Here is a 13,588-nt window from a genome sequence, read left to right as displayed (position 1 = left end):
TCTTATTGTTGTTCGAGGTCGATGATCAGGGCGCCCATGGCATTGACGTGGGCACGCGTCTGCGGCGGCATGACCGTGCAGGCATGTTCGTACTCAATGATTGCCGGGCCTTCGATTTGGTGCTGGGTGCCGAGTGCTTCACCGTCATAGACCTTGCACTGCAGCCACTTGCCGTCGAAGTACACATCGCGCACCGATTTGACGACGTCGGCGACTGAGGTGTTCACCAGGTCGATCGGCGGCGGCGAGTCCATGCGGCCGATGGCGGTGACACCGAACGAGACGAACGCAGGGGCGAAGTCCTCGGAGCTAACCCCAAACTCCTGTTTGTGCGCTGCGTGAAACGCCTGTTCGATGCCCGGCAGCAGCGCGTCGCTCAGAAGCCCCGCCGGAATGGGCGTTTCCACCTCGTACGACTGGCCGACATAGCGCATCTGCGCGGTGCGGATCAGTTCGATGTCGCTGTCTTGCTCAATGCCTTGCTCACGCAGTACCTGCTTGGCGCTTTCCTCGAGCTCCAGTAGCATTTCGTTGACCTTGCCCAGGTTCGCTTCCTTCACCGGCGAGTAGTAGAAACGCTCCAGGTCCTGACGCAGATTCATGGCAGTGGCACCGAATGCGGACGCGACACCGGCATAGGGCGGGACGATGACTTTCGGGATGTTCATCGACCTTGCAACGAAGCAGGCATGCAGCGCGCCAGCCCCGCCGAAACTGGCATAGACGAAATCACGTGGGTCTCGCCCCCGCCCGACGAGGATCTTCTTCACCGCCTGCGCCATGTATTCAGAGCCGATGCGGATCATCCCCTCGGCGGTCGCCAGCGGCGGCAGGCCGATTTGTTCTGCCAAGCGGTTCATTGCCTGCTCCGCGGCGGCGATATCTAGCTCGAATTTGCCACCCAGGGTTGGCTCCAGACGCCCGAGCAGCAGGTTGGCGTCGGTAATAGTCGGCTGAGTGCCGCCCTTACCATAGCAAACAGGCCCCGGTTCGGAACCGGCGCTCTTGGGCCCCACGCGCAGCGAGCCACCCTGGTCGACCCAGCCGATGGAACCGCCGCCAGCACCGACGCTATGGATGTCGAGCATGGGCACCACAATGGGCACTTCCCATTCGAGCTCGTGGTCACGAGTGATCAGGCCCTTCCCGTGCTCGACGATGGACACATCGAAACTAGTGCCGCCGACATCGGTATGCAGGATCCGTTCGAAGCCGCTCAACTGAGACAGATAGCCAGCATAGGCGACGCCTCCGGCCGGACCGGATTCGAGCATGTCCTCGGGATGCTGGCGAGCGAGCTCTGCCGACATAACGCCGCCGCTGCTCTTGAGGATCAGTAACTTGCCGGTGAATTGGCGCTGGCGCAGACGGGCTTCCAGGTCGTCCATGTATTTGACCATCACTGGCATGCAAGCTGCGCGTACCGCCGTGGTGGTGAAACGACCATGTTCACGAAAGACCGGGCGAGTATCGGAGGACAGCACGACGTGCACGTCCGGGCAGTGCTCAAGCAGGATGTCACGCATCTGCCGCTCGTGATCGCCGCTGGCATAAGAGTTGATGAACCCGATTCCCACGGAGCGGATACCGGAATCCCGGATGCGCCGAGAGACCTCGGTAGCGGCCGCGACATCCAGCGGGCGTTCGGATTCGCCACGGACATTGGTACGCTCGGGCACGGTGTAACGGTGGCGGCGCTTGATGATCGGCTTGGGCTTGGTCTGGTACGGATCGTACAGGTGTTCCCGATGTTGCCGACCGATTTCGAGGGTATCGCGGAAACCCTCCGTGGTAATAAAGACTGCGTCAGGGTAGCTGCGCTCGATCAGCGCATTGGTCGCGGTAGTGGTGCCATGCATCAGGTGCGAGATATCGGCGATGGCGATACCGGCCTTGTCGATGGCTTCTAGGACCGCAATCGAACGGTCTTGCTTGGTGGTGAGGACTTTCGCCGTCACCTGCTTACCTGAGGTTTCCTCCCAGGCGAACAGGTCGGTAAAGGTTCCACCCACATCAACGCCTACTCTCCACATACGATGTTTCTCCGCGTTTATTGTTTTTGGTTGCACGTCCCTACGTTCCTACTTGGGGCGCGCGGGCTCAATCGGTCGCAACCAACAAATGGGCGGGGTGGCTCATACATTCGTACGATTTCATCGCGGGCAAGGCCGCACCTACAGGCCCTGCGCAGTGAGCAAGCACGCGCGGTGACAGATAAGGAGTGCCCTCGATAAGGGCGGAACTGCTGAAAACGCAATGCCAGCACTTCAGCCAACGCCCCGCTCATACGATCGAACGAGCCCCCGCGCCGTTTTCCTACCGTAGCTTAATTGTTGGAGCCCCCAGGTACTGGGAAACTGTCAGTACCTAAAAATACCGCACCGTGGGGAATCACAATGAAACTAAACCCGACCCCTCCATTGAAGCCCAGTTACTGGATGGAAGCTGCCGATTTCACTGACTCGCTCACGCCTCAATCGCTGGCACAGGAGTCGGTGGACATTTTGATCATCGGTGGAGGCTTCGTTGGACTCTGGACGGCCCTGACCATTAAGCAGATGGAGCCCGATGCCCGGGTAATGATCATCGAGCAGGACGTCTGCGGCGGTGGCGCGTCAGGCCGCAATGGCGGCTTTGTGATGTCATGGTGGCCCAAGATCGGCACGCTGCGCAGCTTCTGCGACGAGCGTGAAGCAAAATTCCTAGGTGAAAGCGCTGAGCAGGCGATCGAGGAACTGGGCGACTTTTGCCAGGCCCATGGGATTGACGCCCATTACCAGCGCAAGGGCTGGCTGTGGACGGCCACGACCCCGGCGCACGTGGACGCCTGGAACGGAACCCTGGCGGCCTGCGAGCGCTTGGGTGTACAGCCCTTCGAGCGCTTGAGCAGTGAAGAGGTGGCTAGGCGCACCGGGTCGGCCATTCACCTGGCCGGGGTGTTCGAGCGTAGCAACGCCACGGTCCAGCCGGCGCTGCTTGCGCGCGGCCTACGGCGGGTAGCACTGGAAAACGGAGTGGAAATCCGAGAGCATTGCGCCGTGACCGAGATCCAGCCCGGCGAACCGGTCCAGGTCGACACCCGCCAGGGAAAGGTACAGGCTCGGCAAGTAGTGCTGGCTACCAATGCTTGGGCCGCAGCGCTTCCAGAGCTGGCAGCGTTGATGGTACCGGTGAACAGCTCGATCGTGGTCACCGAGGCAGTGCCCGAGCGCCTGGCCGCCACCGGTTGGAAGGGCGGCGAGGCCATCACCGACTCACAACTAATGGTCGACTACTACCGCACCACGCGGGATGGGCGTATCGCCTTTGGCAAAGGGACTGGCGCGCTCGCCTACGGCTCGCGCATCGGCACGGTGTTCAGCGAGGATGCCTCCAGTCTGGAATTGACCGAAGCGGACCTGCGCCGGACCTACCCCGCCCTGTGCGATGTTGGGGTAACCCATCGCTGGTCCGGTCCGATCGACCGTACCTACGACAGCCTGCCCATCTTCGGTCGCCTGGGCGGCCAAGCGAACATCCATTACGGCATCGGCTGGAGTGGTAACGGAGTAGGGCCAAGCCGCCTGGGCGGGCGCATCCTGGCGAGCCTTGCGTTGGGCGTAGACAACCCCTGGAGCCGTTACCCGCTGGTGGAACGCGCCTGCCGCCGTTTCCCGCCCGAACCCCTGCGCTATATCGGCGGCTCGATGGTTCGCAATGCCGTGATCCGCAAGGAACGTGCAGAACTGGCCGGCATGCCTCCCGCTGTGCTGGACCGCTTCCTGGCGCGTTTCGCCCCCGCTGGGCTGGAAGACAAATCTTGAGGACATGACATGAACCCAACGCTCATTCGTATCGACGGCGAACATTGCTTCACAGATCCGCTGGCGGTCGGCCAGCCGCTGGGCGAGCCGGTGGCCAAGGCGAGTCTGGCGGCTCATTGCTCGGTGTCCGGCGGCGCGACCAGCGGTTTCTGGGAGTGCAGCGAAGGCCGCTTCCGCCGCCAGGTGGCGCAAGCTGAGTACAGCTACATCATCAGCGGCGAGGGCAGTTTCACGCCGGATGATGGCGCTCCGGTGGAGTTCCGTGCCGGTGATGCGCTGTACTTCACCGCTAATACCCAAGGCACCTGGGAGATCCGTCAGACCGTGCGCAAGGCCTATCTGATCCTGGGCTGACAGATGCCCTCGGCAGGCCGGCGCGTCGGCGCCGGCTGCTTCAATCGCTGATCCGGGCGATATCGGCGCAGCGCAGTGCGATCCACAGCACCGCCACATCCTCCGTCGACTCAAGTGAGCGACCGGTGATCTCTTCTATTCGTCGAATGCGATACACCAGTGTCTGCTTGTGCACATTTAGGCGTTGCGCGGCTTTCTGCCAGGAGCGGTTGTCTTCCAGGAAGACCCGCAACGTATGCTGAAAACGGGCGCCATGTTGGTCGTCGTAATCCGCCAGGCTGCCCAGCACCAAACGGTGAACGCGGGCAGCATCGTCCAGGCTGCTCGGCAACCAGGACTGTTCGTCGCGGGCGTCGGCATAGACCACCAGAGGGCGGTCCGGCGTGGCGTGTGCCAGCGCGAGCCTGGCTTCGCGCAGTGCTTCAAGTGTCCGTAGCGCATGACCCAGCGGGTTGCTCTGGCCGAACGGGCAGTCCAGCTCGTGCTGCAGACGCTCGGCCGCGCGAGGATCGGTCAGCAGGGCGATCAGCTCGGCCCCCTGGAGGCGTACGGCAATGCCGGCGTCCAGCCGGGCCAGGCGCTGCTTAAGAGATTCCTGCTCGGTGGACGCGGCCTTGGCGACCACCAGGCAAGCCTGTTCCACCATACAGCCGAACTGCGCCAGTCGCTCCTGCGCCGAACGCTCGGTCAGGCGCTGCTGGAGCAAGTCGTCGAGCAGTTCCGAGCCCAGGCGCAGCAGGCGCTGGTGTTCGGCCTGCAGGCGCACGAGCTCGGTCCCCAGAACGCCCACGAGATGGTGTAACAGGCCATAGTCCAGCAACTCGCCGGCGGTGGCGAGCAGGTGGCAGTGGCGGGTCGACGGCAGGGCCATGACCAGTGCTTCCTCGGACCCGTCACTGCAACGGGTCACGGCATCGGGAATCTCCCGCTGGCCCAGCGCGTCACGCCAGCTCGTCGGGAGCGTGTCGAGATCATCCTGCCACGGCTGCAGATTCCTCGCATCGAATAGGTAAATCCGTGAGCGAACGTCGCTGGCCAGGCGCTTGAGCAAGGCCGCCAGCCCCAGCCCCTGCAAGCCAAGGCGGGCGCTTTCGTATAGCCGGCTGACCGCCATTCGCCGCTGGTACTCTTCCTCTTTGCTGGCATCGAGAATCGCGCGGGTGACGGCCGAGAAGGGTACAGAATAGAACGTCATCAACAGCGGAAGCCCGAGCAGCTCGGCCTCTGCCTGCACGGCGGAGATGTCCGCTGGCGCCTGCATGTTCTCGCCGATCATCAGCCCGGCCAGCCGGGCCTTGGCCAGGCGTCGTACGTAGAGCCGTTGAGCCTGCGGCTCGATCGGAATACCGATGCCGGTGGTCATCAGCAGGTCGCCTTCACCGAGCCATTCGGTGGGGTCCATGAGTTCGCAGACATGCGCCCAGCGCAGTTGCCGGCCGACGCCAGCAGCGCCGCCCAGCAAGCGTGTCTGTAGCGAAGTGTTGTCGAGGATGTCCTGGATGCAGTACGCCATGATGAACTCGTGTGTGGTCGGGGTGCTGGGATGCATGAAGGGTAGGGTGGACCACTGTCGCGTATTGGACATGCGCTCCCCTTTGGACAGTCCATGGAGAACCATAGTTAGCTGTACAGCGCCGAAGAGAAGAAGCGCACCAGTGCCCGTATCAAGCTCGATGTAGGCAGACGAAAAAGCGAGGGCATACGCAAACAGCGATGTAGCGCACTTCCAATCTCCTTTCGGTTTTTGAGACTTAGCGGTTAAGCGCAGTATGAGCCATAGCATTAGTGCTCCACTAGTACGTTAACAGCTGCCCCGTGCCAACCAATGATTTAGCATTTAAACAAGACCTTACCGATGACTTGATGAGTCGGAAATAGTCAGGGTCACTGCTGCACCGACGCCCATAACCTCAAGGTAGCGTTGACTGGCTCACCTTCAGAGTCCTGAACTCCGCCAGTTCGCTGGAACGCACCGCGTCGTCTTGCGGGAGGGCCAGCTTCTCTGTGGTCCACTGAGTCAATTGGGTTCCGTTCGGGTCGAGCGTTCCGCCAGTAGACTTCGTTCCCGCTCGATCACGGCCAGAGTGGCCTGGCTCTCAGTGAGGCATCGCTCAGCCTTGCTGATGGCGCTGCTCAAGGGCCTGGTGGCTCTGTTTCAACTCGGTGAGTCGATACGTCAGCACCGTCATGAGTTAACGCCAGGTAGCAGCTTCATGCCGTCCGGCCGCAGGCCTCCCGTGGGAGAAACATGCCGGTAGAGTGTCTGCCGGGTGATGCCCAGCTCTTCACACAGATCACCCACCTTGGTTTCCGGCTGCCCCATGGCCGCCATAGCCAGGCGCAGCTTGGCAGCCGTCATCTTGAACGGTCGGCCACCTTTCCGGCCACGCGCACGCGCCGAAGCCAACCCAGCGAGCGTCCGCTCGGAAATCAGCTCTCGCTCGAACTCGGCCAGTGCCGCGAAGATCCCGAAAACAAGCTTCCCAGCGGCGGCGGTGGTATCGATGGCCGCACCGTGACCAGTGAGCACCTTCAAGCCAACACCGCGGGCGGTCATGTCATGGACGGTGTTAATCAAATGGCGGAGATCGCGTCCCAGGCGGTCGAGCTTCCACACCACAAGCGTGTCGCCATCGCGCAGAGCCTTCAGGCACGCGGCCAACCCAGGCCGGTCATCCTTCCGTCCCGAGGCCATGTCCTCATACAGATGTGCAGCAGACACTCCTGCCGCGATCAGAGCATCGTGTTGCAGGTCGGTTGCCTGAGAACCGTCCGCTTTCGATACCCGCATGTAGCCGATCAGCATACTTTCCCCTTTGTAACAAATACGTTCGATTATGTGACAGCGTGCGCGAGAAAGGCCCAGGCGTCAAAATTTGTCACTTAACTCGTCATTTGATCTAAGGCATGCAAAGGGTCTGTCAGGCCAGTAATGTGACATAAATTCTAAGGTGGAGGCGTTTAGGCCCATGCTTGGCTGCGCGATATAGCATGGGGGCCGTTCAGGGCGCTGATAAGCGCAAGCGCGAGAAAGCTCGCGCGGTTGTGCTCCATGATCAGAGCCTTCTGAAATCAGCGCTCAAAGTGGTCTGGCTCGGTCGCCGTACCAGATCGCCGAATTTGCTGGGGGAGTTCGACTCGGTTAGATAGCGGCATCTGGTAGCACCGCCGGACGGCGAATTGATCGCATCGCCCTGCCTGTGATCGCCTACCTACAAGCCCCGCTGTATTTGCAGCTAATCCTGGCTGGCGATGATGGAATGCAGGTTGGCGCGGATCAATGCTGGTTCATTCGTAATTAATGCTGGTTGGCCGGGTCGGTCATTCGCAGTTAATCCTGGTCGAAAACCGCGATGATTGCAGGTCGGGACGTTTTCAAATGCAGGTCACTACAGATAGTGATTTAAAAGGGCGGCTTGCAACACCTGGTGGCGATTGAGTCTTCGCCGCGTTTCTCACCATCCTCTGTGTGCGCACGTGCAAAGCTACTAAGCGTTGTGGATAGGGCTGGCGTGCTACCGGAAATATCATCTCCAAACTACTGGATATTTTCCCAGGTCGCCCCCATCTTGTGAGTTAACGCGCTTTCGCATCCCGTCGTCAGCGCACTCACCAGGAAATACCAATGAAGCAGATGCATTTCGTACTCGGGTCTTTGTCCCTCTCGCTCGCCCTCTTGGCCAACGCAAGCGAAGCCAGTGATCACCGTCGTGTTGAATTCCCCTCCACGCAAGGCAACTACGTTCAGATCTATGATCAGGACGGGCAGAAGACTTTTGAGATGGCCAGTGTGGACGTCAATGGCAAGGCCCAGATCGCCAAAGGCGCACTCACTCCCTCGAGTAGGCCGATGAGCTACGATCGGCCTCTGGAAGACATCACTGTCGATTTCGGGCCATGCGGTCTGGGCAAGTTTTACCAAACGAATCCTTCCCTGGGAATTGTTAAGTTTCCGGGGTTTCAAGGCGAGACAGGAAACTGTGCAATCCAGAACCCAGCGTCAGATTGGATTCGTCTTTCCACTGAAGTTAAGTGAGCGCGTATGAGCCAAGCTTAGCTGGCTTGGGGTCCTGCTAACTGAATCGCCCCCAGCGTCCAACGGCTGCGTGATGAACAAATCGCGAGTACTGCCGAAACCTGGTGGGCGCTTCAGTTAACAGCGAGCGCTCTGATGCTCAAGCGTATCTATACGCCGGACAACCCGTCGCAGTGTCGATGCAACCGCAGTCGATCGTTCCGATGCCCTCTCTACAGCCGAGAAGTAGGAGTGGACATCTGGTGAAGCTGACTCGAGCTCACCCGCAAGGGCGATGACAAAATTTACAAACACAAAACCTTCATCAATTTTTTTCCCGCTGCCAATTATCGGCCCGTCTTCGAGTTCGAGCACAAATCCAGAGCCGCAGGATGCTGATTCGCGCAAAAGCTTTATTCGTCTGCCAAATTGCTCTCTAAGTCGCCTCGTGAGTGTGCCGTGGTGGTATGTTCCTGCGCCCTCAAAGAAGTCAGCCAACTGCTGTGTCAACGCGTAGACAGACCTCCAATGCAAAACGCTGGCTTGTTCGTTCCGCGCTTCCCTAGCAGCAACGCGATCGTCAAAGTCAGTCATTGAAATACGACCTTCCTTTACATCGCGCAGCCACTGCTGATCATCCTTCCAAAGAAACTTACCACGAAGGGCATAGACGTATTTGTCGAGGTAATGCATCTGGCCATGTTTGCGAAGTCGAGCAACCTGATTTTCTATTTTCGCATTGCGATCGAACATATCTGGCGCATCCAGTGCGTCCATCAGATCGTTTAGTTGGGCAGCCGCTGAAATTGCATCCTGGAGGCAGTGAAGAAGATTCACAGCTTGGAAGGTTCCCGCTCTGAATTCGCGAGGTCGCCGGGGGCCACCGTAGGGTATGGAGGCCGCTCGTTGGACGATGTCGGGAAAAGTGTTGGGCAGTCCGAAGAAAAAGCTAAAGCGCTCTCCGAGTTCCACTCGTTTTGCCGCACACCACGTGCGGGATCTCTGCTGTACTTGGACAACCTCAGGTAGTGATTGGACGAGAGTTGATATCCGGGAAAACTGCCTGTGGGTGTAGCACCGATTTCTGCCTTTAGGTAACTCGAACCACCCGTCATCAACCGCAGAGAGCAGTTCGCCTACGACATCACCACTTGGATGGAGAGGAGGTAGGGGCAACCTTTTTCTCGTTGCCGCCGCGGTGATGACAGTGTCAGTAGTATGAGATTCGCAAAGGTGCATCGCAGTGATCCGAATAGGGTTACATGCGAGGCATTCTCCTAGGACTTACGTTTTTGCAAGAACGCTGGGTTTGGACACTGTGATGGTGAATTGTCCAGTCCAGGATGTTCGGTCTGGTTGTCCAGAAGCCTTGGCTTGTTCGAATCCAGTCGCCGTGAAAGTGGCATGTTCGCCATGGCGAATGAACCCTCCTTTACCTTCGACTATCAGTGGAATGCCACGATCCGGATAGTGAGATTTCGTGAGCTCAAACTCCATATCTGATGGTCCGCCTTGCTTGCAGACGAAAAGGCCAACTTTCCAAAATCTAGCCTGCTCAATTAGGCGTTGAAGGCTTTGATTTCGCGCCCCTTGGTAGCGCTCATCAAGTATTACGATGTCACCGGCCGTGGGGTTAATTTGAGCTAGATCGAAATTATGAACATCGCCTACTTCAAGGCACCGACCAGGGAAATCCCGGTAAAGGGAATCCCAAACTGCAGGTGGCCAGCCAACGGGTTTTGATGTGAGGAAAAACAATCTGGCATTGGTCGTGGCCATGGCCTGGCCGGCGAGAACAAGGGCCGTCGTCGATTTACCGCAACCGACCCACCCACAAACAATTACGAGAGGTTGTTCGGAGGTCAAGTTGACGGTCTTGGTTTCACCATTATCAAGAGGCAGGGTGAAGCTGGCGATAGCAGATCTACTCTGGCCGGCTAGCCACTCGTTTACTCGGTTCCAAGGCAGGGCAAGGCCATGCTTAAGCGCTGCTGCATCCTGAGCTTGGTGGAGTGGAATACCCTGAGACTTGGCGAGCTTTTTGGCGTCCTTCTTGACTTGATCAATAGTTGCGCCGGATGGGAATCGGGTTTCGTTGGACAAAGCAATCTCCTGCTCGGCTTTAACGCCACGCCCACAAGGCGCATTACCGATAGGCAATGCTTCGAAGGAAGTTTTTGAAGCCATGGCCTGATCCGGCCTTCGCCCAGGTGGGCGTGCAAGCGTTGGCGTACGCTCACGGCAATCATGCCTGAGGCATAAAATTAAGCAACTGGCAGCATGACTGGCTAAGGCAACTAAGCCTTGGGCCAGCTGACGTTGGTACTTCTACCTACCCGCGATACCTGGTGAGGGTCAGCGATTCCCTCTATAGGGGCGGAATGGCTTCTTGCACGATTTAATTCAGGTTGAACATGGCATTCATGGCTTTCGCTTGGCATGCGCACGCAGTCGAATTGCGACAGTAGTTACAGAGGGGGGATTTCTATGAATGCGTGGTTCTCGAAGCATGTGCCAAAAATGTGGGGACGCTGGTGGGCAGCAAGACTCTTGGCCACCACTGCGTGTTCGGCTTGGCTCAATGAAAAAAATCAAGATTTCACGCGGTGGCAAAGGGTGAAACGTAACGGTGCCGCTTTGGCGCTTTTTCTTTGGCCAGCCAGGCTGCCAGTCAGTATCAATATCAGGCAAAGTGCATGCCGTGAGGGGGAACTGTGAGAGGTCGTCGATGGCGCGAATACCATATGAGCAGGAGAACGTCCTGAGCGATGTTTTAAGTAGTGCAGTGGCGGAATTTGTTGCTTCGAAGGATCGGTTTGATGTCGAGGGTAGAGCCTATATTCCTGGTGGATGGATCGATCGGATTAAACGTAGGGTGCAGGGATGGACAGTACCCGAGCGTAGGTGGACAGCTACATTCCCCAGCAAATTTGTAGAGCTGACGATTCCATTTTCTGACGTTCTGTTTAATGCCAGCAAGGCACAGCCAATGACAATCGACTGCCGGATGATTGTCTCGGGAACATTCAATTACTACACAGACGATGAGCGTTCTGATATAGCCGTCCAACAGACAATGGACCGGTCTGATGAATATGCATGTCGCGAAATGCTGAGGAACCTATTTGCACCGCGTTCATGTCAGATTGGCTCATTGCCGCTGATCGTAGCAACGGAAGGGAAGAATCGCGTAGCGCTGTTTAAGGCGCATAGGCGTCCGATGCAGACCATGGTTGCAGCCACACCCTATCCGGATGCCTCAGATCTAACGATTCATCGTTCCTGGCCATGTAGGATTTATAGTCTACGTTATGGGCAGTGCCGGCGTGTGCTCCCGCTACCTGATACCGTTCTCCCAATCCTCAAAGCCTACGGTGTGAGGTCGTCGCAATCGCCGATGTTTTCCATACAGGATTATTTAGACTTGCGGCGTGCGAGAGCCGATTTATGCAACTCTCAGATGGGGGAGTGACTGGGTTCCATCGGGCGGGTGCCGGAGTCCCCCGCAGGACTACAAGCCAACTCTCCAAGTGCAGGCTTCTCTTGCTGATTTTCTGAAGGCTCGGGTCAGGCCGAGTACCAGGAAATAAATTACACCTTTCTGGGAAAACTATTCTGGTCCTTCTAAATCATGCCCCTATTCTGGGGCTAATACAGAACTGGCAGGAGGGCGGTAGGGGATAGCCTCATTCTTCCACCCGAAGAGGTTTCCCTATGCCTACCAGTGACTCCATGCCGGCCGTCTCTCCAGCCAGCGACGCCGATCTGCCCTCGTACAAGGATTTGCTTGCGGAGACCATTCAGCTTCGGACACTTCTTGGCCAACAAATGGTGAGTGCCTGCCAGATGGTTGAGTTTGTTCGAACCTACGGGAGTCCGATTACGAAGGTGGCAGGCGGAGCAGCGCACCTTCTTTCAGAACTGCTCGGGCAGCAGTTGTATGAGAGTAATCCTGAGAATTACATTCAACTCAGCTTTGATAGTGCAATGTATCCAGATGGTGGCGACATCGTGGTTACCCTGCAGCGCACGTCTGGCCTGACGCCTCACGAACTCCGACTTCTGGCCGAGGAGGAGAGCGAGCAGCAGAAACAGCGCTGCATTCTCTTGAAAGACGCTTTGGACAATCAACTCCGGCAGGTAGAAGGGAAGGTTGAAGGTCCTGTCTTTGTCGAGTCAGCCTTAGCTCAATTGATTGAATCGCCGGCGGTAAGTGATTGGCTGAAAAGCGCACTCAAGTTCGCGCTTGATCGTGACTGTGTGGATGCGGCGAATGATGCTGAAATCCTTGCCGATTTGCTGGGTCGTCGATGCAACTCGCTTTTGATGGGGGCGACGCAGCATCTGCTCGGTCAGGGTTAGGTGATGAGGTCCTATTCCTCGTATCAAAAGAATCTTTTCAAGCCAGCTCACCGGCCTGGTGGGCTCGTGCTGAATGAGGTCCAAAGGAGGGATAAATGCGTTATGTGATTAGCGCTCTGTCACATTATCTAAGTGGGAAAATCACGACTCGTCATTTTGTCTATGCCCTTCATAAGAGACCGCCGGCCGTTATTAGTAAAGGTCGCACGTGGGTGATAGATCCTGACTTACTTTTATAGTGTTCAGGCATGAACTGGTGGTCCATCTAATGTGGGCGATGTTTAGAAGCATTATTAAGAAATATCAGTGTCCGTTTAGAACATTGAAAAAGTTGTGGTTTTTTTAAAAAAAACGATTTCTATGGGGTTGCATGTCGGCGCTTAGGGGTTAATTTAGTTTCGTAAGCAAAGCAAATGTGACTTTGCAGAACTAAGTAATTATTTGGCCGTAGTGCCGCAAGGAGATGTAACGATGGGTATCAAAAAAACTGTATTGGGTTTCGCAATCGTCGCTCTGTTCGCTGCAACCGGAGCCAATGCAGGTAATGGCGGCAATGGCAGCGGTAATCCAAAGAACGACGCCGGCCACCCTACCAAGGAAGCTGTGGCTCGCTATGTTTGGAAAGATGGCAAACTTGTGCCTAACCCAAAACGTGCTGAAGATCGTCACGATGGTATTCAGGCCGTCGTTTCCAAGTAGGGTACTAACGCGTTACCAATAATACTAAGCCCCCGTATTTTTTTAGTTCGGGGGCTTTTTTGTGTGCGGAATTAACCTTTAGACTATTAGAAGTTTGAATGGGCAGTTGCGCTATTTAGATTCAACCTCAGCGAACAGCACCTTGACGATGTCACCCCGAGGGTCGTCTGTCGCCTGAATAAACTCAAGTGCCCCTTCCGTAAAAGTGAATTCGAAATCTCCATCAAGATATCGCCAGTTCTCGATGATGCTGGCGGTATAAGTTCGATTCCCATTGGATATTGTTACAATCTCACTGGCCAAGTATTTGGCATATTGAAGCAATGTTTCCGTCGATACGGAGCCGTTCGCTGTC

At 57.1% G+C, this 13,588-nt stretch carries 10 protein-coding genes; 5 read left to right on the top strand and 5 right to left on the bottom strand.

Features of this window, described 5'->3' with window-relative positions; all coding sequences use genetic code 11:
• Positions 1-2: 2 nt before the first annotated feature.
• Positions 3-2,033, bottom strand: coding sequence for a hydantoinase/oxoprolinase family protein (locus ACODSV_RS03245; protein ID WP_175389892.1), 2,031 nt, complete (start codon positions 2,031-2,033; stop codon positions 3-5).
• A gap of 363 nt (positions 2,034-2,396) precedes the next feature.
• Here ACODSV_RS03245 and ACODSV_RS03240 point away from each other — a divergent pair, with 363 nt between their 5' ends.
• Positions 2,397-3,803 (top strand): FAD-dependent oxidoreductase, encoded by a 1,407-nt coding sequence (locus ACODSV_RS03240; RefSeq protein ID WP_489044901.1) that lies wholly within the window; start codon positions 2,397-2,399, stop codon positions 3,801-3,803.
• Positions 3,804-3,812: 9 nt separating this feature from the next.
• Positions 3,813-4,157 (top strand): cupin domain-containing protein, encoded by a 345-nt coding sequence (locus tag ACODSV_RS03235; RefSeq protein ID WP_175389890.1) that lies wholly within the window; start codon positions 3,813-3,815, stop codon positions 4,155-4,157.
• Positions 4,158-4,197: 40 nt separating this feature from the next.
• On the opposite strand, the gene ACODSV_RS03230 is transcribed toward ACODSV_RS03235, so the two are convergent.
• Together ACODSV_RS03230 and ACODSV_RS03225 are read right to left on the bottom strand one after the other, a co-directional pair.
• Positions 4,198-5,742 carry a PucR family transcriptional regulator gene (locus ACODSV_RS03230; RefSeq protein WP_256669012.1) on the bottom strand — a complete coding sequence of 515 codons (1,545 nt, stop codon included), beginning with the start codon at positions 5,740-5,742 and terminating at the stop codon, positions 4,198-4,200.
• Positions 5,743-6,342: 600 nt separating this feature from the next.
• A complete protein-coding gene (locus tag ACODSV_RS03225; RefSeq protein WP_175389889.1) occupies positions 6,343-6,963 on the bottom strand; it encodes a recombinase family protein in 621 nt (206 codons plus the stop codon).
• Between the two features lie 819 nt (positions 6,964-7,782).
• Between ACODSV_RS03225 and ACODSV_RS03220 the strand changes: the two genes are divergently transcribed.
• Positions 7,783-8,193, top strand: coding sequence for a hypothetical protein (locus tag ACODSV_RS03220; RefSeq protein ID WP_137807242.1), 411 nt, complete (start codon positions 7,783-7,785; stop codon positions 8,191-8,193).
• 117 nt (positions 8,194-8,310) lie between these two features.
• Here the strand turns inward: ACODSV_RS03220 and ACODSV_RS03215 are convergent, their stop codons facing one another.
• On the bottom strand, positions 8,311-9,009 hold the full coding sequence (locus ACODSV_RS03215; protein WP_489044897.1) for a hypothetical protein: 699 nt from the start codon (positions 9,007-9,009) through the stop codon (positions 8,311-8,313).
• Between the two features lie 447 nt (positions 9,010-9,456).
• A complete protein-coding gene (locus ACODSV_RS03210) occupies positions 9,457-10,359 on the bottom strand; it encodes a P-loop NTPase family protein (RefSeq protein WP_454838506.1) in 903 nt (300 codons plus the stop codon).
• Positions 10,360-11,886: 1,527 nt separating this feature from the next.
• Between ACODSV_RS03210 and ACODSV_RS03205 the strand changes: the two genes are divergently transcribed.
• The gene (locus tag ACODSV_RS03205; RefSeq protein ID WP_454838505.1) at positions 11,887-12,534 is read left to right on the top strand and encodes a hypothetical protein; all 648 of its coding nucleotides are present in this window, start codon (positions 11,887-11,889) and stop codon (positions 12,532-12,534) included.
• A 471-nt stretch (positions 12,535-13,005) separates the two neighbouring features.
• Complete coding sequence (locus ACODSV_RS03200) at positions 13,006-13,233, top strand: hypothetical protein (protein WP_137807238.1); 228 nt, start codon at positions 13,006-13,008, stop codon at positions 13,231-13,233.
• The last annotated feature ends 355 nt before the right edge of the window (positions 13,234-13,588 follow it).

The organism is Pseudomonas sp. FG86 (assembly GCF_057808775.1).
Note: the sequence above shows the minus strand (reverse complement) of the source record. Positions and strands in the feature narration are given on the sequence as shown.

Bases quoted from the DNA above. Each gene is read 5' to 3' on its own strand.
- ACODSV_RS03205 (WP_454838505.1), top strand. From the start codon at position 11,887: ATGCCTACCAGTGACTCCATGCCGGCCGTCTCTCCAGCCAGCGACGCC.
- ACODSV_RS03210 (WP_454838506.1), bottom strand. From the start codon at position 10,359: ATGGCTTCAAAAACTTCCTTCGAAGCATTGCCTATCGGTAATGCGCCT.
- ACODSV_RS03240 (WP_489044901.1), top strand. From the start codon at position 2,397: ATGAAACTAAACCCGACCCCTCCATTGAAGCCCAGTTACTGGATGGAA.
- ACODSV_RS03235 (WP_175389890.1), top strand. From the start codon at position 3,813: ATGAACCCAACGCTCATTCGTATCGACGGCGAACATTGCTTCACAGAT.
- ACODSV_RS03245 (WP_175389892.1), bottom strand. From the start codon at position 2,033: ATGTGGAGAGTAGGCGTTGATGTGGGTGGAACCTTTACCGACCTGTTC.
- ACODSV_RS03230 (WP_256669012.1), bottom strand. From the start codon at position 5,742: ATGTCCAATACGCGACAGTGGTCCACCCTACCCTTCATGCATCCCAGC.
- ACODSV_RS03220 (WP_137807242.1), top strand. From the start codon at position 7,783: ATGAAGCAGATGCATTTCGTACTCGGGTCTTTGTCCCTCTCGCTCGCC.
- ACODSV_RS03200 (WP_137807238.1), top strand. From the start codon at position 13,006: ATGGGTATCAAAAAAACTGTATTGGGTTTCGCAATCGTCGCTCTGTTC.
- ACODSV_RS03225 (WP_175389889.1), bottom strand. From the start codon at position 6,963: ATGCTGATCGGCTACATGCGGGTATCGAAAGCGGACGGTTCTCAGGCA.